At 45.0% G+C, this 26,516-nt stretch carries 20 protein-coding genes; 2 read left to right on the plus strand and 18 right to left on the minus strand.

Going from position 1 to position 26,516, the window contains the following annotated elements:
- Positions 1 to 198: 198 nt before the first annotated feature.
- From QMK20_RS13445 to QMK20_RS13455, 3 genes are all read right to left on the minus strand, one after another.
- On the minus strand, positions 199 to 1,923 hold the full coding sequence (locus tag QMK20_RS13445; protein ID WP_283656117.1) for an ABC transporter ATP-binding protein: 1,725 nt from the start codon (positions 1,921 to 1,923) through the stop codon (positions 199 to 201).
- Positions 1,920 to 3,761 (minus strand): ABC transporter ATP-binding protein, encoded by a 1,842-nt coding sequence (locus QMK20_RS13450; RefSeq protein WP_283656118.1) that lies wholly within the window; start codon positions 3,759 to 3,761, stop codon positions 1,920 to 1,922. Before QMK20_RS13450 ends, QMK20_RS13445 begins: the two co-directional genes overlap by 4 nt.
- A 141-nt stretch (positions 3,762 to 3,902) precedes the next feature.
- Positions 3,903 to 4,892, minus strand: a complete 990-nt coding sequence (locus QMK20_RS13455) for a helix-turn-helix transcriptional regulator (protein WP_283656119.1) — start codon at positions 4,890 to 4,892, stop codon at positions 3,903 to 3,905.
- 930 nt (positions 4,893 to 5,822) lie between these two features.
- Here QMK20_RS13455 and QMK20_RS13460 point away from each other — a divergent pair.
- Positions 5,823 to 7,748 carry an endonuclease MutS2 gene (locus QMK20_RS13460; RefSeq protein ID WP_283656120.1) on the plus strand — a complete coding sequence of 642 codons (1,926 nt, stop codon included), beginning with the start codon at positions 5,823 to 5,825 and terminating at the stop codon, positions 7,746 to 7,748.
- Between the two features lie 361 nt (positions 7,749 to 8,109).
- On the opposite strand, the gene QMK20_RS13465 is transcribed toward QMK20_RS13460, so the two are convergent.
- The 5 genes from QMK20_RS13465 to QMK20_RS13485 form a co-directional block, all read right to left on the minus strand.
- A complete protein-coding gene (locus tag QMK20_RS13465; protein WP_283656121.1) occupies positions 8,110 to 9,012 on the minus strand; it encodes an ROK family protein in 903 nt (300 codons plus the stop codon).
- 60 nt (positions 9,013 to 9,072) lie between these two features.
- A complete protein-coding gene (locus QMK20_RS13470) occupies positions 9,073 to 9,879 on the minus strand; it encodes an HAD-IIB family hydrolase (protein ID WP_283656122.1) in 807 nt (268 codons plus the stop codon).
- Between the two features lie 403 nt (positions 9,880 to 10,282).
- Positions 10,283 to 11,284: an ROK family protein gene (locus QMK20_RS13475; protein WP_283656123.1), complete on the minus strand. Its 1,002-nt coding sequence runs from the start codon at positions 11,282 to 11,284 to the stop codon at positions 10,283 to 10,285.
- Positions 11,285 to 12,094: 810 nt separating this feature from the next.
- Positions 12,095 to 13,051, minus strand: coding sequence for a tyrosine-type recombinase/integrase (locus QMK20_RS13480; protein ID WP_283656124.1), 957 nt, complete (start codon positions 13,049 to 13,051; stop codon positions 12,095 to 12,097).
- Between the two features lie 431 nt (positions 13,052 to 13,482).
- Positions 13,483 to 13,773, minus strand: coding sequence for a hypothetical protein (locus QMK20_RS13485; RefSeq protein WP_283656125.1), 291 nt, complete (start codon positions 13,771 to 13,773; stop codon positions 13,483 to 13,485).
- A gap of 336 nt (positions 13,774 to 14,109) precedes the next feature.
- On the opposite strand from QMK20_RS13485, the gene QMK20_RS13490 reads away from it, so the two are divergent.
- On the plus strand, positions 14,110 to 14,277 hold the full coding sequence (locus tag QMK20_RS13490) for a hypothetical protein (RefSeq protein ID WP_007432475.1): 168 nt from the start codon (positions 14,110 to 14,112) through the stop codon (positions 14,275 to 14,277).
- A gap of 127 nt (positions 14,278 to 14,404) precedes the next feature.
- Here the strand turns inward: QMK20_RS13490 and QMK20_RS13495 are convergent, their stop codons facing one another.
- The 10 genes from QMK20_RS13495 to QMK20_RS13540 form a co-directional block, all read right to left on the minus strand.
- Complete coding sequence (locus QMK20_RS13495) at positions 14,405 to 15,451, minus strand: FecCD family ABC transporter permease (RefSeq protein ID WP_283656126.1); 1,047 nt, start codon at positions 15,449 to 15,451, stop codon at positions 14,405 to 14,407.
- A gap of 1 nt (position 15,452) precedes the next feature.
- Positions 15,453 to 16,517 (minus strand): FecCD family ABC transporter permease, encoded by a 1,065-nt coding sequence (locus tag QMK20_RS13500; RefSeq protein WP_283656127.1) that lies wholly within the window; start codon positions 16,515 to 16,517, stop codon positions 15,453 to 15,455.
- 233 nt (positions 16,518 to 16,750) lie between these two features.
- Positions 16,751 to 17,710 carry an ABC transporter substrate-binding protein gene (locus tag QMK20_RS13505; RefSeq protein ID WP_404520237.1) on the minus strand — a complete coding sequence of 320 codons (960 nt, stop codon included), beginning with the start codon at positions 17,708 to 17,710 and terminating at the stop codon, positions 16,751 to 16,753.
- A gap of 56 nt (positions 17,711 to 17,766) precedes the next feature.
- Positions 17,767 to 19,482: an ABC transporter ATP-binding protein gene (locus tag QMK20_RS13510; RefSeq protein ID WP_283656129.1), complete on the minus strand. Its 1,716-nt coding sequence runs from the start codon at positions 19,480 to 19,482 to the stop codon at positions 17,767 to 17,769.
- Between the two features lie 32 nt (positions 19,483 to 19,514).
- Entirely contained in the window at positions 19,515 to 20,522 is a 1,008-nt protein-coding gene (locus QMK20_RS13515; protein WP_283656130.1) for an ABC transporter substrate-binding protein, read from the minus strand.
- Between the two features lie 589 nt (positions 20,523 to 21,111).
- Positions 21,112 to 22,338: an MFS transporter gene (locus QMK20_RS13520; protein ID WP_283656131.1), complete on the minus strand. Its 1,227-nt coding sequence runs from the start codon at positions 22,336 to 22,338 to the stop codon at positions 21,112 to 21,114.
- 12 nt (positions 22,339 to 22,350) lie between these two features.
- Positions 22,351 to 23,550: a M24 family metallopeptidase gene (locus tag QMK20_RS13525; RefSeq protein WP_283656132.1), complete on the minus strand. Its 1,200-nt coding sequence runs from the start codon at positions 23,548 to 23,550 to the stop codon at positions 22,351 to 22,353.
- Between the two features lie 51 nt (positions 23,551 to 23,601).
- Positions 23,602 to 24,432 (minus strand): ABC transporter permease, encoded by an 831-nt coding sequence (locus QMK20_RS13530; RefSeq protein ID WP_283656133.1) that lies wholly within the window; start codon positions 24,430 to 24,432, stop codon positions 23,602 to 23,604.
- Positions 24,422 to 25,342, minus strand: coding sequence for an ABC transporter permease (locus tag QMK20_RS13535; RefSeq protein WP_283656134.1), 921 nt, complete (start codon positions 25,340 to 25,342; stop codon positions 24,422 to 24,424). Before QMK20_RS13535 ends, QMK20_RS13530 begins: the two co-directional genes overlap by 11 nt.
- Positions 25,339 to 26,463, minus strand: coding sequence for an ABC transporter ATP-binding protein (locus QMK20_RS13540; RefSeq protein WP_283656135.1), 1,125 nt, complete (start codon positions 26,461 to 26,463; stop codon positions 25,339 to 25,341). The genes QMK20_RS13535 and QMK20_RS13540 overlap by 4 nt, the downstream gene beginning before the upstream one ends.
- Positions 26,464 to 26,516 lie beyond the last annotated feature (53 nt).

Raw genomic sequence — 26,516 nt, forward strand, 5'->3', positions numbered from 1 at the left:
CGGATACAAATCCTCATCGTTCAGATATACATTTTAGTTAACATAATATTTATTATGTAATATTTTGTGCAAGCTGTTTTATCCGGGGAATCTAAATAACGCAAAAAACCGATCCTTATTGGAATGGAGGTGTATCCTGCCATCCGCTAAGGATCAGTTTTTTTATGATCTCATCATTATTTCATAATTTCATGCGTCCTAAGACTCTCTTCCTTCATGCTGTCTTTTCCACAATCGTGCATACAGACCGTTGTCATCCAGCAGTTCATCATGTCGTCCCTGCTCTACAACCCTGCCTTTGTCCAGTACAACGATGCGGTCCGCATTTCGTACTGTTTTGAGTCGATGAGCAATCGCGATAACGGTTCGGCCTTGTACAAGGCGATCAATCGCCTGCTGAATATCCTTTTCATTCTCAGGATCAAGCGAAGAGGTGGCCTCATCCAGCAATACGATCGGCGAATCCTTGAGAATAGCACGGGCGATAGAAATTCGTTGCTTTTCCCCACCCGACAATGTACTGCCGCCCTCGCCTACCCAGGTGTCATACCCGTTCGGCAGCTTGGAGATAAAATCGTGACAGCAAGCTTGACGAGCGGCAGCTTCGATCTCTGCCTGCGTCGCATCACTTTTACCGAATCGAATATTGTTCCCAATGCTATCCTGAAACAGATACACGTCCTGAAACACCATAGATACCTTGCGCAGCAGCGCCTCAGGGTCCATCTGCCGCATATCATCGCCACCCAGCAGTACACTGCCCTGATTCGGGTCATAAAAACGTGCGATCATACGCAATACCGTACTTTTCCCGCTACCAGAAGGCCCTACGAGCGCCGTAAAGGAACGGAACGGCATAGACATACTTACATCCTCAAGTACGGGTTGCTCACCATAGCGGAAGCTTACGTGTCTCAACTCGATATCATGCCTTTGCGAAGGTATCTGATCCCCGGGCATGACAGGCTCGTTCAGCAACTGGACAATACGCTCCCCTGCCTGCTCGTGATAACGAAACTCGGCGAAATTAACAAGCGCAGTGGTCAGAGGGTCATAAATACGTGTTCCTACGATTAAAAAGGAGACAAAAGCGATCACATCCAACTGCCCAGCCAATAATAGATATACCCCGATCATAACCATCCACGTCAAGCCAGAGCGTATAAAAGCAATAGCAGCTAATACAATCGGCCCCAACAGCCCTTCAATTCGGATACTGTGACACATCAGCTCCTTGAACGCAAACTCCAGACGCACAAAGCGCTCTCCGGTTAGCTGATAAGCCTTAATTACCCGAATACCGTTCAAATACTCCTGTAGGCGATTAGCCGCGTTAATTTTAGCCCGCATGTGATTAGCTCCCAGCCGCCGCTGTATACGGGAAGTGAGCAATACCAGCAAAATCGCTACCGGAAAAGCGGCGAACAGTGCCAGCGCCATGCGCCAATCCAAAAAGGATAAGCCAATCAACGCCAGCAGCGGCATCGTCACCGCCCCGATCATTTGCGGGACCAAATGGGAAATCCCATGCTCCACCATTGTGAAATCACCCATCATCATATTCGCCAAATCACCCGGATCACGCTTGTTCAGAAAACCGAGCGACAGCTTGCGCAAATGCTCAGCCAAACGCGATCTCCCGGTTACCGAAGCGTCATAGGCTCCCCGGTACTGGGAACGATAAGCCGGAACTTCACACAGGTAGAGCAGGATCAACGATATTAGCAGCCCTCCACTTATCCACCACAAGCCAGCCGATTGGAGCGAAGCTCCCGGATGAATGAAAGGCTCGAAAATAAGACGGGCCGCCCCTACCAGCAACGCAAATGGAATCAGCCCCGCAACATTAGCCAGAGTTGTGTACAATACCGGCTTTAACAGTACCCGCGGATTACCCGCCGTTATATTTTGCAGCATACTCATCGTTTAGCCGCCTCCTCTCCCGGCGCCCCAATCTGCCATTGTCCCGCATCCGTATACGCTTGCCACAAGCGGGCATACAGACCATCTGCACGAAGTAGCTCTCTATGCTGTCCCCGCTCAGCAATATGACCTTCCTGAAGCACCAGAATTTGATTTGCATGCTGAATAGTGGACAACCGGTGTGCGATAACGATCACCGTCTTATTCTTCATCAGCTCCATCAAGGCTAGCTGCATCTCGTATTCATTTTCAGGGTCAGCAAATGCCGTGGCTTCATCCAGCACCAGAATAGGCGCATTTTTGAGAATGGCGCGTGCTACCGCAAGCCGCTGCTCTTCACCACCCGATAAATACACTCCGCCTTCCCCGATGAGCGTATCATACCCGTTCGGCAGTTTGGAGATGAACTCATGGCACTGCGTCGCCTTTGCCGCCGCAATAACCTGCTCCATGGAAGCACCTGTATCGCCAACTGCAATATTGTTGAACACAGAGTCAAAGAACAAAAAGGTTTCCTGAAATACAAAAGCGACCGTATCCATCAGGTTGGACGTACTCATCTGTCGGATATCTGCGCCACCAATGCGAATCGCCCCCTCCTGCACATCCCAAAAGCGTGGCACCAGATTGGCGATCGTGGATTTCCCAGAGCCGGAAGGTCCCACTAATGCGGTCATTTCCCCCTGTCTTGCAGTAAAAGAAATATCGAACAATACGCGAGTCGGTTGAGCGTCCCCGCCGTCTTGAGGCTCCTTAACCTCTTCTGTGCTGCCATAGGAAAAGGAAACCTGCTCAAACTGCACATCATAGGTAGTCGGCTTCTGCGGATGTGCAGGCTCCTGCATTGCAGGCTCATTAAAAATACGATCGATCCGATCAACACCTTCATTAATATCTCGCATGGACGACATGAGGTGCATAATTTTAAACATCGGAGCTGAAACCCCGGGAGCCATCACCAGGAAAAACAGCAGAACCGAGGCAAAAGCAACATTCCCCGGATTACCACTCAGCAAATAAACACCCACAGGCAGTACAAAAGCGGCGAATGAGCTAATAATTACCTTAAACACGAGAAAGCCGGTTTGGAATTGATCAGTGAATTTCACGCAATACTCGCGGTAATGCACCATATCGGAGTAAAACTTACGGAACGAATGCACCGTCTGACCGAATATCTTGATCGCAGGCATCCCCCGTACATATTGCACAGCCGATCCGTTCAGACGCTCCAGTGAATTGTAATACTCTCTGACGTTATCCCACGTCTTGGAGCCGCCTATCAGCGTCATCTGGACGGTAAAAGCGAGTAAAATGGGCACAACACAAGCAAGTGCCAGCCACACGTTCAAGCTAAACATAGCGACAATCATCACCACCGCCGTCACGATGACCTGCACCAGATCCGGCAGCTGGTGAGCGACAAATGTCTCTACTTTTTCCACGTTCTGCTCCAGTGTCTTTTTAACCGCACCCGTGGAAGTACCATTAAGCCAGCCCAATGGAAGCTTACCAATATGAGCTGACAGCTTGACACGCAGACCGTATAAAATACGGAAGGCTGCGATATGGGAGATGAGTCCACCGATGTACATCGTAATGAGGCTGGCCAATAAACCTGCGAGCGCGATCAGCCCCCAGCGAATCATAAACGGCCCATCCGCTGTTGTCGGCTGTGCAGCGTGTTCGAGCAGCTCCTTGAGCACAAAATACACAGATGCATAAGGCACCAGCATCAGAATGGCGCTTAAACCGGAAAAAAACGTAGAGAAAGCTAATAGTCCACGCTTTTCCCCGGCGATTTGCACTAATCGGGCAATGCCCGCCTTTTGTTGCATGAATCATTTCTCCTTTCAAATCACGACAGTTGCAGAATGCTTTGAGCCTGGTTCTATTGTACGGCTCTCGTCCTGCTTTCCGCCGCCGATTCCCGGAGAATCACCAACACTGGAGGGAGAAGTTTTTTAAAATGGAGGATTTTATAACGAAGACAAATTGTTATTTTTTCGGTAGGCACTCGGGTTATAGCCATATGTTTTACGGAATAATGCGGCAAAATGACTAAAGTTGCTATAACCCACCATCGCTGACGCTTCACTGACAGTGATCTGCTCCTTTTCCAGCAGTTGCTTCGCTCTTTCCAATCTTTGTTCGCGTACAAAGCCAAATACCGTCGTGCCGAATAGCTCTTTAAAGCCGTTTTTGAGCTTTTGTTCATTAATATGTACCATCTGTGCCAGCCGAATCAGACTCGGAGGCTGAACCAGTGTACGCAGCAAAATATCTTTCGCCTCGTGAATACACTGTACATCATTGGGTTTGATCGTCATGGTTGATTTAGGCTTTGGGTTGCGTATTTCTTGCAGAAAAAGTGCCATTAGCTCCAGCGCCTTGCTCTCCAAAAAAAGCTGTCGGGTCATGCCCTGATAAGGATGAAACAACAGTTCCTGAGCGATCGCTCGCATACCGGGCGTAATCACTGTCTCCATACAAGCAAACGGTTGCTCCAGACGGATACCCAACTCCTGTAACAGCTCGCCCCACAGCGAAGGATTAAAACGCAGCTCCATATGATTCATCGCTTTACTTCCCGGCATTTCCGCATGGATCTTCACTTCGTTCATATAAATGAGCTGCACATGCCCTCCATGCTCACGCTCTGAACGGAAACCATCTACGGACCAGGTAGCCGAATAGTTGAGGTTCAACGCCAGCTCCAGATAAGGAGTGTCAAACCTTCTTGCAATTTGGACTGGCTCATGAAATAGCATGTTACTATGGGAAAGCTCGAAGCCTTGGCGCAAAAAATGCGTATGATGCACTCCCTCTCCCCACTGCTCAGGTATATGATAAATCTGCTCATGCTTCGCGGACGCCTGAATGGGATCTTTTTCATAGCTCATAAAGTTTGCATCGGCTATTTCATTGTAGTAATCATTAAAAGTAGACGTAGAGGTATGTATTTTCATCTTGTTATAGCTTCCCCCTTTAGCTGGATTCGCAGTGCATGCGTGTTTTATTCTTAATCACAAGTATAATGATTATCATTCTCATTTGAAAGACAAAAAAATGCCCTCTATTTCAAAGTGGTCTTGCGTAGCCAACTTCGGACCACCTTTTTGATTCCTTTCCATACTTCGATTATATAGATGGCTCCAATCCAGTTAAAATTCCATATGATTACATTCACTCACTAGGAGATGTTATGGTTAACATAATATATATTACGTAATCTATATATCCTCTTTTTAAGTAACACGATTTATTTCTTCCAAGTGGCTCACATTCCACATTTTCTTATTATCACTGCTGTACCAGAATTAAGAAGCCCCATGATGTCCGTTTATCTTTTGTCCGCTTTGAAGATTTCGAGTGATCTTGGCTTGACTTCGGTGCTGACTGATCGTATAGTGTGGATATATCTGTAATCAAGGGAGAGATTTTGATGTCGGTGAACGTTCTTAACTAAGCAACTTCATATTCAGGGAAGACCATTCAGGCGCTTGCGCCCTCCGGGGACAGGTTTGTTTGCTACTATGTTTTTACCCTGACATTAGTTAAGAACATGCGGATATCATAAATCGCCTCAGGGATTATTTTCTTCTAGGCCTTATTCCGTGCTGTGTTCAGCGCGGTTTTTTTGTTTTCAGATTTTGTGAACTTCCTTTATACACCTCCTATTCATGGGCTAATTAGCTTACAAATTGGTTTACTCATGGATGATTTGGGGACGCATAAATTGGAGCTGCAAAAGCTGGATTATAGGCTTATTTGACGATAAATTCCCTCTTTCCTTCAGGGCGGAGAATGAACGATTTGTTCATTCTCCGCTCTTTTTTTGTTTTACAGAAAAGGTTCAAAAAATCCTGGCACTATACAAATAAAGGAGAGATTTATTCATGAATGAAACCACAATGCAGCGTTTGGAATATGACCGGATCAAAACAAGAGTTTCCGAATGTGCTTTTTCTTACCTTGGTAAGCGCCATGCCGCTTCCATGCAACCAATTACAGATATCCGTACGATCAGGATCCGCCTTGACGAAGCGACCGAAGCCTTGCAGCTCATTCGCCACGGTGCAAGTGTTCCTATCCCCTCGCTGGAAGGGATGGAACACATTCTTCACTTGCTGGGAACCGGATATTTGTTCAGCGAGCGCGATTTTTCTCACATTGCCCAATTTATCAGAAGTTGCGGTCAACTGATAAAATATATGGGTTCCAAGTCGAATGCCGCTTCAAGCGTCAGTGCCTATGCTTCTTCCATGTATGGTATGGAACCCCTTCTGTCTGAAATTGAAAGATGTATTTATTCAGGAAAAGTTACGGACACCGCCAGTAAAGAACTGGCTAAAATCCGCAAAAAAATAGCGGTCACGGAAGAGCGGATCAAAAGGAAACTTGATTCTCTCACCAGCCGTCACCGATCCATCATGCAGGAAAATATGATTAGTCAGCGTGGTGGACGTTATGTGCTTCCAATCAAAAAAGAGTTCCGAAAACAGGTGAAAGGCAATGTGCTGGATGAATCGGGCAGCGGTCAAACGGTTTACATCGAGCCTGCCGAGATCGTAAGTCTGCAATTCGATCAGAGTGCGAACATGGCGGAAGAATCCAAAGAAGAAATGAAAGTGCTGGGAGACCTGACGGCACTCACTGAGTCATACAACCGGGAGCTGAGCATCAACACAGAGACGGTAGGTATACTCGACTTTTTATTAGCAAAAGCCAAATATGCCATGACTATAGATGCTGTCCCTGTGGAGCTTAACCTTAACGGGATTATAGACATCCGAGGTGCACGTCACCCGTTGATGGCAAATTCCATGGTTCCACTTGATTTCTCAATCGGTGAAGTCTACTCCTCGCTCATCATTACTGGACCCAATACAGGTGGAAAAACGATGGCCCTCAAAAGTGTCGGCCTGTTAACCCTGATGATGCAATCCGGACTACTGGTACCCGTTTTGAAAGGCAGCCGAATGGCTGTATTTGAGGGAATTGAGGTGGACATCGGGGACGGACAAAGCATTGAGCATGCCTTGAGCACCTTTTCTGCACATATCCGCAACATGATCGGCATTTTGGAAACAGCAGGAAACTCCACTCTGATCCTGATTGATGAAATGGCATCTGGAACCGATCCGGGCGAAGGCGTGGGCCTCTCTATCGCTCTGCTGGAAGAATTCCACCGCCGCCAGACAACCGTTGTAGCTACCACACACTTTAGTGAGATTAAGCATTTTGCCGAAAATACGCCAGGATTCCAGAATGCTCGAATGGAATTTGATACTGAAACACTGCAACCATTATACCGTCTCCGAATTGGTGAGGCAGGAGAAAGCTATGCATACGCCATCGCCTTGAAGCTGGGGATGTGGAATCGTATTATCGAGCGTTCTCAGGCCATTTCTGCAAGCAGAGCATCTCGGAATACACAGGATTCATTTGTTATCCCCCCTGCTCTTTATGATGAAAAGCCTGTTGCTGCAAGTAAAACTTCCCCCAAAAGAGCAGTTTTAGACCCTTCAGTGACGCCGTTTGCCCTTGGCGATAGTGTTTATGTAGGCTACCTGAATCGGACTGGAATTATATATAAAACCGAGGATGAACGCGGGGATGTGGGGATTTTGATCCAAGGCCAAAGGCTGACCATGAACAAAAAGAGGCTCGTCCTTCACATAGCTGCTACTGAATTGTATCCTGACGACTATGATCTGGATATTGTTTTAGAAACCAAGGAAAACCGCAAAAAACGGAAGCTTATGGGACGCAAGCATATCCAAGGTCTGATCATTGAATCTCCTCCAGAAAAAGAAATGTAGACGCACATGCATTATCTCAATCGAAAAATAAGCTTTTTTTGAATGTCAGTGAAACTTTAATCTGCAAGCGGACACTTTGATAAGAGTGATCCACTTGCAGATTCTACTTGTTGTCATTTGAATGCATTAATAGGACTCATAAATCTAGTTTATTAACGTAATATATATTATGTAATCCTGTTGATTTCTCCACTCCAAATTTCCTATATATTCCAAAACCATGTTTTTCATATAAACCTCCTATATCAAACGTCTGTAATGCAAAAAAAGGCGTGTCCAAAGTTAAAGGCACGCTCTTTTGTTGGTATTTTATTGGTTTGTATTACTCAATCCCGCACTCGTCGAAATATAACTTGTGTCATCATTCAAGATGATACGATTGTTTGTAGTTATATATAGCACCTAGCAAATTCGCTTCATTGCCTAATTTACTTTGTTCAATATCTGCACGCACAAAATTATAGATAGAATCCATATAAAGCTTCTCTAACTCTTCCCTAATCGTAATTACCAGTAAAGGATTTTCAGATATGCCTCCCCCAATAACAAACTTTTCAGGGTCAAGAATTGATTGCAAATTAATGATTTGTGTTGCGATGTTCCTACAGTATTCTTGAAAAATCGTTTGGACCGTGCGATCACCTTCTTCAATAAACTTGAATACTTTTTCACCTGTTATAGAATCTGCAGGAAGTCCTTTAGCTTTCGCAACGGTTTTAGTTAAAACAAAACTGCTCCCTTGCATACCAAGCAGATAATCATTATTGTCTGCATACTCGTTGTTAGTTCTGATGAAGGAGAATTCTCCAGCCGATAAATGGTGGCCTTTCAGCAATTTCCCTTGAGAGATGATTCCACCACCCATCCCTGTTCCAACTACCAGAACAACACCATCGGTAATTCCTTGTAATGAACCACGCCATGCTTCTCCAAGAGCAGCACACTTTCCATCATTTTCAATCGCTACGGGTTTGTGAAACGATTTTTTAAAAACTTCTATCATATTTATATCATTTATATATCTTAATGAACCACCATGCACCATATGGCCGCTTGCTGAATTCACAATGCCTGGCATGCTGACGGCTATACCTTCACAATCATCTATAAACTGATTATGAATTTGCTTTAAAGCTACAAGCAGATTCTCAAGTGAGTCCAATGGAGTTTTAACTTTCCCCTTGCTGATAAATTCACCTTGAAAATACAAACTGAATTTTATAAAAGAGCCGCCAATATCAAAAACCAGTATTTTCTTTTTCATACTACTATAGTCCTTTCATTGAGCAGTTTTGAGTAGTTCTCTCAATAACGATAATTAATTTTATTGGTTTTGTAAATCCATCATTTTCTTTATCGTTAGTAAGACACCGTTCTCTTCGTTGGATTTGGTGATAAAGCTAGCTGCATTTTTAGTGTTCTCACAAGCATTTTTTACAGCAAAACTGTATTTTGCTATACTCATAAGTTCCACGTCATTTTCTCCATCTCCAAAAGACATGGTTTCATCCTCAGTAACACCCAATATCTCCTGGAGTTTTCTTACCGTCTCCCCTTTATGGGTATGAAGTGCTGTAATATCCAGCCAATTCGCTTCAGAATCAACAATATAAATTTGATCCAGCAGAGTCTTTTCAACATGCTTTCTTAATAAGGAACTTCTTCCAGATGGATCATAAACGGTTATTTTAAGAAAGCTGCTGTTTATTTGATCAAATGAGTCAATTTTAATAACTTCCTTATAGGATCCTTTTACAATTTTATAATATTCCTCTTGAATATGAGAATGGACAAATGCTGCTTCCGTTGTACATGCTATGATAATGAAATCATTGGAAAAACCTTCAATTTCTCTTATCGCTTGTAATGCTAAATTGTGTTCAAACGTAAACTCTTTGACGACGACTCCATCCTTTTTAATACGAGTAGCACTGTCCCCTAAGATCCAGATCCCTTTTCCATGCTCACCAAATAATTCTTCTACTCTTTCACACTGTTTACCTGTACAAGCAACAAAGGAAATATTATTTTTTTGCATTTCTCCATAAACCTGATTAAATAATTCGACATCGAAAGTGCTACTATTATTCAGAAAAGTACCATCTAGATCACTTACCACCAGTTTAAACATAAATAAATCCTCCCTTTATATATAAAAATCTTTAGCTGTCAAGTTTAATTTATGTCTTTTTATTTTCTTTCCATGGATCAACATCAAAGTCTCTATTAAAATCTTCTATTAAATCATTTAATTAAACATATTAATAAAGCGAGTAAAAAAAGTTCCTTTATTAAGTGGATATACAAAGTCATTCAAAAAAATCATCAAAGGAGCGGTAAGGTTTTACTTCCATAGGCTGCCCGGATAATACTAAGCACGAATAAGTACCACCCCATATAACTGAGCAAAGTATAATCAGTGAGATCATAGAGTGCCCTCGCTTTCTCTTTTAGGTTATACATGTACTTTAGCTGATGAAACGCGTTTCAGGTCAAGTTATAATTTATAGAAAAGCAGGTTACACCTATATACATTATTTAAAGACAATAATCGGGCGTTCTAATTCTTTTAGTGTTAACCCTCTCAACCCTGTTTTAAAATCTTCATAAAATAAATCCGAGAGAATAATTTCAGGATACAAAGGCATCGTATGCTTAGATTTGTAGGATTCTAAAAAATGAAAGAAAGACTCTTCTTCTATGTTCTCTCTATAGACTACAATCTGATCAGGATCAAATACGGATTGTAATATTTGAATAATTTCACATATACTATTGAAAAAAACTTCTGTTCCTTTGCTTTCATCCCAAACTATAGACGGAAGGAATTTGATTTCACCAGCCAATCCATGTTTGCCCTTTAAAACCCCATCCCGTAAATAAATCCCCATCCCTGGGGGGGAATTCTCAGGAAAATAAATAGCCAGCACACATTGATCTTCATCTATCTGTTCTCTATAGACGTATCCACATACTGCGGCATTTACGTCATTCTCCAGAATAACCGGCAAACCAAATTTGCTTTGCACATCCTCTGCCAATCGAATTCCATTTAACCTTTCATAGCTGCTAACTGTAATTTCTCCATCTACAGATTGTCCCGGGATTCCAATACCAATAACTTTAATGGAAGGATAGAGAGAAATGATGTCTTGAATCGTGGAATAAAATTGTGTAGCATTAAAAATTTGAAAGGGATGCTCTTCTTTCATCAGAACGTCCTCATTTAAATTAACTACCGTGGTACACACTACATCCATCCCTTGTTTTTCATTAATATGTATAACCAGTGCCAGACTAAACTCATAATTAAAACGATAGGTTAACGCATGTCTGCCTCCGTTTGAAGGGACGATTTCATCTTCAAAAATCTCTCCATTATTAAGCAATTCCTGCATAAGAGTATTGATAGTTACCACACTTAAATCAGTCAATGCGGCTAGTTGGGGTTTTGTTGCCTTGCCGATCTGCTTCAATACTTTGCGAACCAGGTTCAGATTTATTTCTTTAATTAAATTTGTATTAGCTTTTTCCATACATAGCACCTTCCTTTTATAAAATCATGAAACCACTTCATAAACCATATTTATAAAGTGGTTTCACTAATTTTGCAGCAAAATATTACTTTTGTCAAGGCAATACCTTACTGGCTTTTAATTCACCATTGCTTTCCAACTTATTCTGAATTATTCTAAGGTTTATCATATGACAATCGCTAAAATAAGGAGGCTCAACTATTAAGAATGCTGTTGAAGAACTCGCCAGGCTCATCGAGGATCATGAAAAAGAATTCTTTTCGATCTCAGAACATGAATTTAATGCCAAACCTTTTCCAGAAAAATGGTCTAAAAAAGAAATACTAGGGCATCTGTGCGACTCTGCTTCTAATAATCATCGAAGATTTATAATGATTAAGCATTCAAGATCCCCAGTTAAAATTGAAGCATATGCGCAAAATGATTGGGTTGCAGCTAATCAGTATCAGGAAGCGTTCTCCCAAGTGGATGTCATTCATCTATGGAAACTATTAAATAAGCAAATCATAAATGTGTTAAACTCATGTACATCACTCGATTTTGAGAAAAAAATTTCAAAAAGATGACCAGTCTACCGAAACATTATAGTGGCTAGTTGACGATTATACTCAGCATTTGCAACATCATTTGGAGCAAATCAATCAAAAACAAGACTAAGCACTATGATAAAGGATACAATGTTCACAATATTGATGATACAAAGTCGTTGATGCGATTTCCAAGTCAGGGTGCAATTCCTTTTTTAGTTTACATAATAATTATTATGTAAACTAAACGTATTTATTTTCAAAATGAACCCGTGATATATACTTACAATCCCGTTATTGGTATCTGAATATCCAGCTTATCCATCGCTTTTTCTTTTTCTCGATCGGTGACATGCGTATATACAGTGGTCGTCTGGATGGATGAGTGTCCTAGCAGTTCCTGCACAGTACGCAGATCAGCCCCCTTACGTAAAAGCATCGTTGCAAACGTATGCCGCAGCTTATGGCTGGAGTAAGATACCCGACGTTCCGCATTCTTATCCTGCTGGAATCGCTCGAATGTTTCCGTAGCAATCTGCTGAATAGAGCGCACCGCCAAACGGCGGCCTTTTTGCGACACGAACATCGCGTCCTCCTTCCCCCTCCACGGGGTTAATCTTTCCTCCAACGCACGTTCCACAATATCACACACACCCTCCGGCACCGGAAGCGTACGCCACTTGCGTCCTTTACCGAACACATCTAAGGTGCGTCGCTCCCGGCTGTAATCCGAGACATTCAAAGAATGAACCTCTCCCACCCGCAATCCCATATATACCATGAGCAGAAAAATAGTCATGTTGCGATTGGCATATTTCCCCTCTATTGCGAGCAAAAACGGCTGAATTTCCTTTTCATCCAAATAGACGGGCATACGATTCTTCTCGGTCTTTGCTTTTTTAATTCCAGATGCCGGATTTGTGCTGCACAATTCAAATTCCTGCAACGCTTTGTAAAAGCTACTTACCGCCGCATGCTTCCGGTTCCGCGTACTATCTCCGGCCCCACTTTCCCGCGCTTTAGACAGATACGACATCACATGAATTTTCTTCACCTGATCAAGTGGCTTTTCACGCAGCGTACGTAAGAACTGCTTCACATCCCCTGTATAGTTTTTTTGCGTATGTATCGTATAACCTGCATCTTTCATCCAGATCAAAAAAGCTTCCAGCTCCTCAGCATACACTTCATCAATATCATCTATCATATCCGGCTCCATTTGCCGTACCCCTTTTTTCATCCCGCTTACCTCCGCTCCGATTCATCTTCCCAATATACTGTAAAACGTCCATTTTCGCCTACTTTTTATCGACAATTCGATCGACATCTTGTGCGTGAGGGCTAATGAAAGTCGATTTAAACCTAAACTGCGTATAATTTATATTATACGCAGTTATTTTAGGCACTTTTCAAGTATAAATAAAGCCCTTAGCCTTGTCTAGCGCGCAATTCAAAATTCTATATCTTCAAATAAAAGAACCGCATTTTTGCGGTTCTTTTTTGCGACATATCCTGTCCGCCAGCAACAGGAAGGACGCCACATGTAGAACTGCAAAATTTGGTAACCTGAGCACGCTGATATGGAATAAACCAATTATTGCATTGAATACACCTTTGTAAATCCAGTGGGCCTCTCTCCATAGCTTCAAGCAAACTTATGAGTGATTCCATTTACATTCGCCTTAACTGGTGTGGTTCATGTATAAACTCTGTATGTAACAAAATGTGCTGGTCTTCTGAAACAAAACCAACTTTTAACCGCATGGATTGATATTCTTTGAATACACGATTGATTCTTTGTATTAACTTGGTGTTAAGAACTAGCTTGTTCTGAACAGCCTGAGCGGTATCCAATATAAGTTCTTGCAGTTGCTGCTCCAGACTTCCTATTTTAACTTGATGTTGATCCAATTGATTGATAACACTTAAGAAATAATTCTCCCGGGACAATAAGGGACTCATGTATAGACGCTCCTTACGGATCAATATTTTAAATGGGTTAACGTATTTAATCCGTTCATATCAAAAAAATAATAGGCAGTCAAATTCTATTCGTTTAGCTAATTACGCCTAAGCACCTGTTATCACCAGCATTAGGAAGCATATCTAAGAACCCATGGGGTGAGTAGCCGTCGGCGGGACATGGGTGATGTGAAAAAGAATTTTGCTGTCTCGCTCCATTTTCCCTTCATCTTTCAGCACGATATACTTAAAGAAGTCGAAAGGCAAACTTATTTTCAGCTTATGTTCATTTCAAAAATGTAAGTTATTCATGACAAAGGGAGTGTTCATTTATTTATGAGTACCGAAATGCTGGAACGTCGAAGTGAAATTCTAAAACGGAACATCCATCAGTTGCTGGTTCAGGAAAATCAACACGGCGTGACGCGTCAAGAAAATTACACTTTGCACAAAATGATCAGAGAGCTTCATCAAACTTCTCACGCCTTGAATACTTCCCGTTGATATGAAAAAATACGAATGCTTAAATTTTTAAATGCAAAATAACCTTCAGCCCCACTTCCTTAGTGGTGTTGAAGGTTATTTTGTCGTGTATAGCTTTTAATGAATAAGTTATGTTTTCTTTGCGATGTTATCCCTTGGAGCGACTCAGCAGATACAGGAAGTATGGAGCACCAATGATCGCCACGATCAAACCTGTCGGGATTTCTTTCTGTAAAGGTAAGGATCGTGTAATTGTATCCGCCACAAGCACTAACAGTGCCCCAACCAATGCACAGGCCACTAACAGCATCTTATGCTTTGGCCCCACCAGTTTTCTTGCCAAATGCGGAGCAACTAAACCGACGAAGCCGATTCCACCGCTAACCGATACGCTGGAACTGGCCAATCCAACCGCAGCAGCGAGCAGAAGGATGCGTTCCTTTTCAATAGATGTACCTAACCCGGATGCCGTCTGATCTCCCAAATTAAGCACATTCATCACATTGGCCTTGTAGTATGCGAAAGGCAGCAACACCACAAGCCAAGGTAACAGTGCCATTACAAATTTCCAGTTGGACCCCCATATACTTCCTGCCAACCAACTGGCAACAAACGTATAACTTTCAGGCGTAAGCTTGAGAGTCAAGATGATCATCGCAGCACTGACCCCCGCCGCTACACCAATCCCGCTTAGCAGTAACCTTGTCGGAGAAATCCCTTCACCCTTTTTGTAAGAAAGCGCGTAGATCAGAATAGCAGCCGCTCCTGATCCAATCAGTGCAAGGCCAGGTAGTAAAAACAATGAATTCGTTGTTTGCATCGTTGGGAAAAGCAATACAAACAGCATAACCATCAGCCCGGCTCCGGCATTAATCCCCAAAATACCAGGGTCCGCCAAACCATTACGTGAAACTCCCTGCATGATACAGCCAGAAACCGCCAGACCTGCACCAATCAAAATGGAAATAACCATTCGTGGCAATCGGAATTCAAACAAGATTAATTCCTGCTGTGGAGTCCCTTGCCCAAATAAGGTTCTAAAAAGCTCCATTGGCGAAAGTCGAATGGTTCCTGTATTCGCACTAATGGTGAATGCAACAATGAGCAGAATGAGCAGAACGATAACAACGATCCAATCATGGATTTTTTTACGGTGACCTGCTTTGGCAATAGCTCCAGTCGTGATGTTATTCATCTTACAGTGCTCTCCTTTCTTTACGAGCCAGATAAAGGAAGAATGGCACCCCAATCAGGGCAATAAGCACGCCTACTGGTGTTTCCTCCGGTGCATTAATCATGCGAGCCGCCAGATCGGCAAACACGATGAGTAAAGCCCCCATAATGGCCGAGCAAGGAATGATCCAGCGATAATCGACACCTACCAGCTTGCGGGTCATATGAGGAATAATCAGCCCTACAAAGCCGATAGATCCTACCAGCGACACTGCCGCCCCCGCCAGAATAAGTACCAGGATCATCCCAAGCACCTTTACAATGCCAGTGCGCTGACCGAGACTGAGCGCAATTTCATCCCCGAGGCTGAGCAACGTAATAGACCGTGATAGCATAAGCGCGCCGATAAAGGCTGCCACAACCCAAGGCAAGACAATCCCCAGTTGCACCCACTTGGTTCCGCTAAGTCCCCCTGCATACCAGAAGGCCAGATCCTGTCCGACATTAAAATACAAGCTGATCGCGTCACCCAAGGCAGACAGCAATGCCGTTACAGCTGCACCCGCCAATACAAGGCGTACTGGCGTAAGTCCACCCTTGGATATGGAGCTTGTACCATATACCATCACAACAGCTAAGGCCGCGCCAACAAAGGAGTACAGCATCAGTTGTAAAAAGGATGACCCGGGAAAAAGAGCAAAACAAATCGCCATCGCCAAACTGGCTCCCGAATTCAATCCAAGCAAACCCGAGTCAGCAAGCGGATTGCGGGTCATCCCCTGCATAATTGCCCCCGCCACAGCGAAGCAGACTCCGATCAACACACCACCCAAAATCCGTGGTAGTCTGATTTCCCAAATAATTTGATGATTTTGTATTTCAGGATTAAAATGAAAGACTGCATTCCATACCTCAAACAGCCTAATAGGAGCTGCACCAAAAGATAGGGATAAAGCGATACCGAACGCCAAAAGGGCTAGTCCGGCTGTTAAGATGAGTGAAGCCGCCCATGGCCGTGAGTGGAATGAAATCGGCGGCTGGCTATGGTTACTCTGGGCGGGACTCTCCGATGATTCTGATAATTTCATGACTATTTTTCACCCTTACTTGTTGAATAGTATGTAGGCTATCACACAAACCTGTGCTCATGAAGGCATTTGATAATGAGAATTATTATCATGCAATCTTTACTATTGTAAATTAATGCGACAATGGCTTCAATAGTAAATTTCGACGAACCCGTGAAGCCCTGCAATTTTGTGAAAAAATAAAGCCCTTTGGCATAAAATATACCAAAGGGCTGCCAGCAACACCGGAGTAACTACTTCTGTGAAGCCTTCTCTTTATTCCGCTCGACGAGCATGTCTGCGATTTCTTCTGCTTGTCCTACAATGGCAATCGGGTCAAAGTACCAATAGCGATCCTCCTGTAACTCAAAGACCCTGTCATTTCGAACGGCATCCAGTGACTTCCATATACTGTCCCCTGTATAACCGGCGGTTTCCTTGTTAACCGTCAGAAAAATATAAGAGCCAGCATACTGATTAATAACTTCTTTCGATACCGATTTCCATTGAGTATCACCTAATAGTTCTTTTTGGACAAAAGGTGGAGGCGTCAAACCCAGTCCTCTGTATACCGCCTGTCCTCCTCTGCCAAAGTTATCGCCATATACATAATATTCCTTCGTTGAAGCCTCCATGACAGTGAAGGTATCCTCAGGTTGAATGATTCCCTTTAACTTGTCGCGTGCTGCCTGCATCCGCTGATCGTATTGGGCTAGCCACGCTTTAGCCTCCTGCTCTTTACCAAGAAGCTCTCCAAAAGCAGTTAATTCCTCATGCACATCCTTATACGTGCCATAAGGAATAGCGACGGTCGGGGCAATCTTACTGTAATTCTCATATTGAGAAGCATCTTTGGAACCAATCAGAATCAAATCCGGCTCCAGAGTAAGTACCTTTTCAAAGGACACGCTATCGCGGTCTCCAATGCTTGTAATGCCCTGTACAAGATCCTTGGAAAACGGATTGTCCAAATAATACTTAACACTCCCCACGGGTTGAATACCGAGAGCTAATAAGTCATTCTGGTACAAATCTACTACGATCCGTTGAGGATGAGTTGGGATCGTAACATCACCATGAATTGTTTTGACTGTTTTCGTTGCTAGCTTCTGCTCGGCAGAAGTTTGATTCTGCTTTCCGTCAGCCTGCCCCGTATTTCCTCCACAAGCGGTCAGAGCCAGGATGAATGTCAGCAGCAGCATTGCAATCCACATTTCCTTTTTCAAAAAAAATTCATTCCTCTCTCTACTTACATTTCATACTATTTCATTTAGGTACCGTACTGGGCTTGATGCAGACGGCTATATGGACCTTTTACCGCCAGCAATTCTTCATGCCTACCTTGCTCGGCGATTCCCTGATCGGCAACCACGATAATGCGGTCGGCGTTTTTAATCGTTGCCAGACGATGCGCAATAACGAGCGTTGTGCGTCCTTGCGACAACTCTGTCAAAGCCTGCTGAATCGCAGCTTCTGTCTCTGTATCCAGTGCTGATGTTGCTTCATCCAAAATGAGAATAGGTGGATTTTTGAGGAACATCCGGGCAATAGACAAGCGTTGCTTTTGACCCCCCGACAGCTTCACGCCCCGTTCACCAATCATCGTATCCAACCCTTCCGGATAGGAACGAACGAGGTCTTCAATCTGAGCCCGTCGGGCGGCATCCCAAATTTCTTCTTCCGAAGCACCTAGCTTGCCATATGCAATATTTTCACGAACCGTTCCATCAAACAGGAACACATCCTGCTGTACGATCCCAATCATGGAGCGCAACGATTCCAGCTTCATTTCACGGATATCCATACCATCAATGGTAATGCTGCCTTCCTCCACATCATAGAAGCGTGGCAACAAACTGCAAAGCGTCGTTTTACCTGCTCCTGAAGGGCCGACCAGTGCTACAGTCTCTCCCGCATGGATGGATAGGTCCACTTTACGCAATACTTTGTCTTTGTTTTCATAGCCAAATGTTACACCTGCAAATTGGATTTCTCCATTGAGATGGGTAACGGTCTTGGCCCCTGGCAGATCTTCTACATCCGATTCACTTTCCAACAAATCCAGGTATCGACGGAAGCCGGCAATGCCTTTGGGATACGTTTCAATAACGGAGTTAATCTGCTTGATTGGTGCGAGAAATACGTTGGACAGCATCACAAATGCGATAAATTCCCCGTACGTCATTTGCCCTTCAATCACAAACCATGTACCGCACACGAGTACAAACAGCGAAACCAGTTTCATCAGAACAAAACTAATCGAAGAATTCCAAGCCATAATACGGTAAGCAATTAGCTTGGTTTTACGGAATCGTCCGTTGTTTTCAGCAAAACGTTCCATTTCATGCTCTTCGTTCGAAAATGCTTGTACGACGCGGATACCACTGACGTTATTTTCGATGCGTGCGTTGTAATCTGCGATATCCGAAAACATGCGATGGAAAGCAGCATTCATTTTACGGCTAAAATACAAGGACAAGTAAATCATAAGCGGCACAATAATGAACGTCAGCACTGCCAGCTTCCAGTTAATGCCGAGCATGATACCGAAGGCCCCTCCCAGTGTCATCAACGCGATAAACAAATCTTCAGGTCCGTGGTGGGCGATTTCCCCGATATCCATCAGATCGTTGGTCATACGGGAGACGAGATGCCCTGTTTTGTTATTGTCAAAAAAACGGAAGGATTGCTTTTGAATTCGATCAAACAGTTTTTTACGCATGTCCGATTCGATGTTAATCCCCAGCTTATGGCCCCAATAGGTAACCACGTAATTTAATCCGGCACTGACTACATAAATACCAAGCAGTCCTAGACAAGCATATAAAATCCACTTCCAGTTCCCGCTAGGCAGCAAATCATCGACCACCCGGTTGACGGCAAGTGGGAAAGCCAACTCCAGCAGTGCAGCCAGCAAGGCGCAAGAGAAATCAATAATAAACAAAGTCCGGTAAGGACGGTAATATTCAAAAAAACGTTTTAACATGTATATGACTTCTCCTTTCTTATTTCAAGTGATTATTTAGGATCGAAGGAAAGCATGTTAACCGCTTCATCCAGCGATTTGTCAATCGCAAGCGGTGAGTACGTAAACCATGGGTCAGCTTTGATGAAATATACTTTGTGGTTTTTAACCGCAGGAAGATTTCTCCACAGTGCGCTTTGCTCGATTTCCTTGAGGATTCCATCCTTGGTCTCTTCATCATAAACCAGCATAATAATTCGGTCCCCTGACAGTTCAGGCAGCTTTTCCATCGAAATGCTATCGTAAACGAAATTAAAGTTCGGGTCCTTCGCCAGCTTTTGGCGTATGTACTCAGGAGGATTCAATTCCAGTGAACGGTAAATGGCATGTCCTACATTCCGCGCCCCGTACACTCTTAGCACATCCTTACCGTAAGTCATGTAAATCGTGACCGTTTCACCTTTCTTAAATTTTCCAGCCAGCTTCTTCCGGCCTTCAGCAGCCTTTTTATCCAGGTTAGCAATCCACTGCTCAGCTTCCTTGTCCTTACCGAGTACAGCGGAAACATCCCGAAATTGCTTGAACACATCCCCTGCTCCAAAAGAAACGACTACGGTTGGAGCAATTTTCTCCAGCTGCTCCTTCACTTCGGGAGTGGTATCTTCTGTTGTTATGATCAGGTCTGGCTGTAGCTCCAGCACCTTTTCTACATTCGTCGGGTTCCCAATATCTGCAATTCCGTCAATCTTACCTTTTAAATATTCGCCCTCCAACAAATGGGAAGCAGCACCTACCGGCTTAACTCCCAAGGCCAGTATGGCATCCAAATATTGCGTCGTAATAACTCGTTGCGGATTTACAGGGATATTGATCTTGTTGCCAGTGGCATCTGTATATTCACGCATGGCAACCGTTTGGGATTGCCCGTTAGAGTTGTTAATACTGGTCTTTCCATTGTTCTGATTGCCAGTATCTGCGTTTCCACAAGCCCCCAGTACAACCGTCAGTAGAACCACGAGACACAGTGTGGTGCCCCATTTTATCCTGTTACTTTGTTGCACGATGATGTCCTCCTTAAGTATATATATCTAAAAATGATAGTGATTCTCATTATCATACATTTGTTATTCTATCTTTTACCACCACTTCTTACAACACTAAAATTAAAAACTTCCATATTATACGAAGCAATGATTCCTGTCTCAGCAGAATCGCGCTCAAAATAGAGCATTGTTGCATAGAACCTTTGACAAAGTGAACCAGAGAAGGCAGCCATTCGGATTGCTCAAGGTCTGACCTTACGTGAGGGCGCAGCGGATCACTTGTCTTTTGCAGTTACCGCTGAACAAGTCGCCGCTGCCATTATCCGTGCTGATGCCATCGGGCATGCTGTCCAGCAATACCAAAAAACTTTCATTGAAAAGGTGAGCTCATCATGAAAAAAAGCCTACGCGACGTTTCCCCTGGGTAGGACAAACATGGTATTGCCCATGAGGACATCCCTGATGCCATCTAGCGGGTCAAGCTGCCGATCAGCCTGACCCTTGAAATCCATTTTGAACCCAGGCCTTGATGTCAGGAGTCTTCCCTTCTCATATATAAAATGATATAAAACAAAAGCTGCCTTCGACAGGCAGCCTTTGTTCATTTTTATATTGTATGCCTAGCATCGGTCTGTTTACCTGTTGTATTTCTGGATGCTCCCCGGCGTTTTAAAACAACATTCAGTATCAAACCAACCGTCATATATCCCGTAATCATCAGAATAACACCGTTCCATCCGAAACTTGCATAAAATATACCGCCCAAGGTACCGCTAATACTGGAACCGGCATAATAAAAAAACAGATAGAGCGCAGACGACTGCGCCCTGTGCTCAACCGCCAGAAGGCCTACCCAACTGCTTGCAATCGAGTGTCCCCCGAAAAAACCAAACGTAAACAACGCAATACCGATAGTCATCACCCACAGACTGCCCGATAATGTCAGCAAGGCACCCAACAGCAGAATTCCAATAGCAACCCCCATAACCGCATATCTGCCGTATCTGTCAGCCTGTCTCCCCATCCAGGTGGAGCTGACCGTTCCCATGATGTACACAACAAAAATCCAGCCAATCAGGCCGGAGCCAAGCAGATAAGGAGGTGCAGTAAGACGATATCCAATGTAGTTAAACAGCGTAACAAAGCTGCCCATAAACACAAAGCCCAGCCCATACAGACACAGTAGCGCCGGGTCTTTACAGGGAACAAAAAGTGTACGAATGGTATCTGAAAAACGGACCTTTCGACGCTTGAAGTTACGCGAAGCCGGAAGCCATTGCCAAAACAGTACCGAGGATACGATGCTAAGCAAGGCCAATATTCCCAAAGCAGTTCTCCAGTTCACCAAATCCGTTAAGGTGCTGGTCAGAATTCGTCCGCCCATCCCGCCAATGGAATTCCCGCTGATGTACAATCCCATAGCATAGCCCAGATGGGCAGGATCTATTTCCTCACTGAGGTAGGTCATGGCGATGGCGGGAAGACCCGCGAGAATCATGCCTTGGATCATCCGCAGAATAAGCAGCGTTAGAAAGCCCGGACTAATCGCTAACAGCAACCCCACAGCAGATGCTCCGACTAAGGAGCAGCACATGATGATTTTCCGTCCTTTTTGATCCGATAAAACACCAACGAACAGCATCGTTATCGCCATGGCGATAGTTGACATGGACAGCGACAAACTGGCGGTGGCGGGGGAAATACCAAAATCTTTGGAAAACTCGGGCATCAGCGGCTGCATGCAATATAACAAGGCAAATGTGCTGAATCCTCCCGCGAACATAGCCAAGCTCGTTTTGTGAAACGAACGGGACCCTTTTTGAATATATGTCATAAGAATCCCTCTTTATTGCCGATATAGTTTCCGTTCCATATGAGTTAAAAATTCATACCCGTCCTTGGTTACAACTACCGTATCTTCGATTTGAAAACCACCTGCTCCTAGCTCATAATAAGGCACCTCAACACAAAATACCATGCCTTCCTCCATCGTTCGGTGATCTCCGGGAGCCAATACAATATCATCATACAGCTCCAAACCGATGGCATGTCCCACATGCTGACGACGATAGTGCGGAATACCTTCTTGTTGGACGGCTTGAACCGCAGCCTGGAAAATATCCGATGCTTTGGCTCCGGGACGTACCCGTTCCAACGCTCGCTCCCAACCGCTATGAATAGCTGAAAAATGACGCTTCTGCCAGTCTGTCGGTTCTCCCAGCACAGTTGTGCGCCCGGTATCCGCCCAATAGCCGTCCAGGTGACAGCATAGATCAAACCGTACCTGCTCTCCAGGCTGTACGCGGTGAAAGTAACGTTCTATTAATGGCAACGCGCTGCGTGGACCAGCTCCCACAGCAACCATCGCCGGAATCGCACCCGCTTTTACCGTCTCCAAACGATAATAGTCGGCCAGTTCCTCTTCATGCACATTTTCGGCGATTTTGCGGATCATTTCAAGCTCAACACGCTCGTTCAGCTCAGCTACCCGGCGTAGCCGTCTGATTTCTTCTGCTGTTTTCACTTGCCGAACCTCTCTGAACAGCGCATAGGCCGGCTTGATCACCCCATTTGGCAGTTCTTCCTTCAAACGTGCATAAAGCGCTGGTGCAATACGCATTTCATCCACTCCCAACGGGCCTTGGGAAATGTCCAGATCATGCAAAGCTGCCTGTAGCGCTTCAATAGGCCCTGCATAAGTCTGTGTACGACCGAGAAGATTGTAAAATAGATCAATGTCAGGGGTCGAAGCTTTGCCTTCCGGTGATCCTTCCAGAAAAAAATCACTGTACAGGTATAAATCCGCATCTGGCAAGCCCATTTGGGCGATCACACCCAGTCGGTTGGTCGGCAAAATAAGACGTGCCCGGGCGGACGTCTGTTGTGGTAAAACAGCATAAATTTGCATAGTCCAATTGGTGGTTCGCAGTTGGGAGCCGATTACGTAGGAGATATTTTCAGGGGTGGTAGCCACGAGGGCTTGTAAACCTTCCCGCTTCATAATCTGCTGGGCCCGTTCACGGTTGACCGTGTTCGTGTGGGTCATCGTTTTTCCTCCTTTGGAATTCATTTTAGATATGAATAATACGTCTGTTACTCAATTTTCTTTCCGTTCCAGCACCCGCTGTACCTCAGGCACAGAGCGCAGAATTAGCTTTAAGCCAAAAAACAGCGCCAGCGCAATTAACAGCATGAGGGTTGAAACAACCGCGATGGTTGGGTCCTGCCATTTTTCCATGTAGAGGAAGAGTTCAATGGGCAAGGTATTATTTTCAGGTCGCAAAATGAGCAGTGCCGTCTCTACCTGATCAAATGTAAATATAAAAGCGATAGCCCCACTCATTAGCAGCCCTAGTCGTATTTGTGGCAAGGTTACCGTAAAAAATACGCGCAGCGGACCCGCGCCCAAATCTGAGGCAGCCTCCTCATGCTCCCGGCGTACATTAGCCAGCGTGCTGCCTATGATACTCAATACAAATGGCATAATCGTGACCGCTTCTCCTAAAATAAGGGCAAACAAGCCGCCTGCAATCCGAAGCTTTGAAAACAAAATCAAGTAGGCAACGCCCAGCGCGATTTTAGGCACTACCATCGGCGACATGAATAAGGCCCGCAACAGATTGCGTCCGGGAAACTCAAAGCGCTGAATGGCCAGAGCAGCCAGCGTACCCGCTACTAAGGCAAGCAATGTGGCGCAAGCGGAAGAAAAAACACTATTACCGAACGCACGAAGAAACTGGGGCTGCGAGAGCAAATTTTCATACCAACGCAACGACAAGCCTTTGGGCGGAAAAGCGCTGTAGGCAGTAGAATTGAGTGAAGTAATCACCACAATGACGAGCGGTAGCACGAGAAACAGGCAAACGATCATTGCAACGACGAACAGAATCAGATGATATCCGCGTGAGGATAAACCTTTAAGGCGCATCCGCAGCACCTCCTTTTCCGGAGCGTTGAAACGTAAGAAAGTCTCCGAGCCGATTCAGCAGCCATACAACCAAAGTCGAAGCGATAATCAGAAACAGACTTGCTACTGCGGCAATCGGCCAATTAGTATCCAGCGTCCGCTGATAAATAAAGGTAGGCAAGGTCATTACTCTCCCGCCTCCAATTAGTGCCGGCGTCGTAAAAGCGGTCAGACACAACGTAAATACGATCTGCACACCGGATACGATTCCACGTACCGACAAAGGTAGCGTAATCGTCAGGAATGTGCGCAAGCTTCCAGCGCCAAGATCATGAGCTGCTGCCTTGAGCATACTATCCTGTTGCACCAGCACACTCAAAATCGGTATAACCATAAAAGGAAGAAAAATATGAACGAGCGCAATGATGACGCCTGTCTCATTAAAGGTCATTTCCAGCCCTGTTTCTGTAATGCCTGTCCGTATCAGCAACCAGTTCAAAAGCCCTTGTCTGGACAAAAGAACAAGCCACGCATAAGACTTGACCACCGCACTGACCAGCAGGGGAAGGAACATAATCATTAGCACAGTTTGCCTCCAGGCACTACTGCGAATACGTGCTGTATAATACGCCAGCGGATATGCAAGCAGCAGGCTTATGAGTGTCACCCTGATCGTCAACCAAAAGGTGTCCCTGATGACCTTCCAATAGTAAGGATCGGTTAAAAATGTGCGATACGCTGTCCATTGAAAAGCGGATTGCAACCGCCCACCTTCAAATGAATCCAGGCTGTAGCGGGCAAATATAAGTAACGAGCCGATAAATATGAATCCCATCAGCAGGAGGGACGGCAGCAGTAGCAATAGGGGTGTGACCCATGATTTGCCCTTGGGCGAAATCCAGTCGACTACACGGTGAGCCAGTCGGTTCACACGCCTCCCTCCCCCCGGTCAGATAAAAAGACAGCGTCCTGCGGCTCCCACCCGATAGTTACCGTTTCACCGGGAGAAAATCGTGGTTTTCCCGGAAAATGAGGGACATGCGCTGTTAATTGCGGGAATTCGCTCACACCGTCCGGCTCTATAGTGTAGCGCAGCATCGTGCCGCCATAACGCACATCCCGAATCACGCCTGTAAGCCGATTGCGCAGACCCTCAGCCTCTGAACCAATCCGCACATATTCATAGCGGATCGAGATATGGCCCTGGTCGCGTAACGACGACGGTTGTTGACCCTGCCCGATGTGGACGGTAATGGCTTCCCCTGCCGTTTCAACAATCGTCAGGTCTCCTTCATGCCCCAGCACACGGGACGGCAACAAATTGGTATCACCGATAAATTTAGCGACAAATCGGTCAGCGGGGCGCTCATAAATCTCGTCCGGCGTGCCATATTGCAGCATGACCCCGTCACGCATAACACCGATCCGGTCCGATACGTTCATGGCTTCCTCCTGATCGTGGGTCACGAATATAAAGGTGGTCCCTGACTCCCGCTGAATCCGCTTTAGCTCCCGTTGCATGTCCAGTCGTAGCTGCGCATCCAGCGCAGACAGAGGCTCGTCCAGCAGCAGCACTTGGGGCTGGTTGATCAAGGCGCGTGCAATCGCTATACGCTGGGCCTGCCCCCCGGACAGTTGTGAAACCTTGCGGGTGCCGAAGCCGGGAAGCTGAACTAATTCCAGAACTCGCTCCACACTTTTCCGAATTTCACCTTTTGATGTTCCTTTCATTTTCAAGCCGTAGGCAATGTTTTTATATACGTCCATATGCGGAAACAGTGCAAGCTGCTGAAAAATCATGTTCGTATTTCGTCCATACGCCGGAATTCGGGTCACATCTGCTCCAGAGAGAAGAATAGTACCCTGATCGGGCATCTCAAGTCCTCCCAACATCCGCAACAACGTTGTTTTCCCGCAGCCGCTGGGACCGAGCAAAGAAATGAACTCCCCCTGTCTCACACGAAAGGATACCTGATTGACGGCCGCATGATCGCCGAACCTCTTCACGACATCCCGTACTTCAATCGCAATCTGGTGTTCAACTCCGGACATGGATAGATTCCCTCCTAGTGGGTTAGCCACAAATAGCCTCCCTATAACTATGG

The sequence above is a fragment of the Paenibacillus sp. RC334 genome (assembly GCF_030034735.1).
GTDB lineage: Bacteria > Bacillota > Bacilli > Paenibacillales > Paenibacillaceae > Paenibacillus > Paenibacillus terrae_A.

Bases quoted from the DNA above. Each gene is read 5' to 3' on its own strand.
- QMK20_RS13445 (WP_283656117.1), bottom strand. From the start codon at position 1,923: ATGAGTATGCTGCAAAATATAACGGCGGGTAATCCGCGGGTACTGTTA.
- QMK20_RS13450 (WP_283656118.1), bottom strand. From the start codon at position 3,761: ATGCAACAAAAGGCGGGCATTGCCCGATTAGTGCAAATCGCCGGGGAA.
- QMK20_RS13455 (WP_283656119.1), bottom strand. From the start codon at position 4,892: ATGAAAATACATACCTCTACGTCTACTTTTAATGATTACTACAATGAA.
- QMK20_RS13460 (WP_283656120.1), top strand. From the start codon at position 5,823: ATGAATGAAACCACAATGCAGCGTTTGGAATATGACCGGATCAAAACA.
- QMK20_RS13465 (WP_283656121.1), bottom strand. From the start codon at position 9,012: ATGAAAAAGAAAATACTGGTTTTTGATATTGGCGGCTCTTTTATAAAA.
- QMK20_RS13470 (WP_283656122.1), bottom strand. From the start codon at position 9,879: ATGTTTAAACTGGTGGTAAGTGATCTAGATGGTACTTTTCTGAATAAT.
- QMK20_RS13475 (WP_283656123.1), bottom strand. From the start codon at position 11,284: ATGGAAAAAGCTAATACAAATTTAATTAAAGAAATAAATCTGAACCTG.
- QMK20_RS13480 (WP_283656124.1), bottom strand. From the start codon at position 13,051: ATGAAAAAAGGGGTACGGCAAATGGAGCCGGATATGATAGATGATATT.
- QMK20_RS13485 (WP_283656125.1), bottom strand. From the start codon at position 13,773: ATGAGTCCCTTATTGTCCCGGGAGAATTATTTCTTAAGTGTTATCAAT.
- QMK20_RS13490 (WP_007432475.1), top strand. From the start codon at position 14,110: ATGAGTACCGAAATGCTGGAACGTCGAAGTGAAATTCTAAAACGGAAC.
- QMK20_RS13495 (WP_283656126.1), bottom strand. From the start codon at position 15,451: ATGAATAACATCACGACTGGAGCTATTGCCAAAGCAGGTCACCGTAAA.
- QMK20_RS13500 (WP_283656127.1), bottom strand. From the start codon at position 16,517: ATGAAATTATCAGAATCATCGGAGAGTCCCGCCCAGAGTAACCATAGC.
- QMK20_RS13505 (WP_404520237.1), bottom strand. From the start codon at position 17,710: ATGTGGATTGCAATGCTGCTGCTGACATTCATCCTGGCTCTGACCGCT.
- QMK20_RS13510 (WP_283656129.1), bottom strand. From the start codon at position 19,482: ATGTTAAAACGTTTTTTTGAATATTACCGTCCTTACCGGACTTTGTTT.
- QMK20_RS13520 (WP_283656131.1), bottom strand. From the start codon at position 22,338: ATGACATATATTCAAAAAGGGTCCCGTTCGTTTCACAAAACGAGCTTG.
- QMK20_RS13525 (WP_283656132.1), bottom strand. From the start codon at position 23,550: ATGACCCACACGAACACGGTCAACCGTGAACGGGCCCAGCAGATTATG.
- QMK20_RS13530 (WP_283656133.1), bottom strand. From the start codon at position 24,432: ATGCGCCTTAAAGGTTTATCCTCACGCGGATATCATCTGATTCTGTTC.
- QMK20_RS13540 (WP_283656135.1), bottom strand. From the start codon at position 26,463: ATGTCCGGAGTTGAACACCAGATTGCGATTGAAGTACGGGATGTCGTG.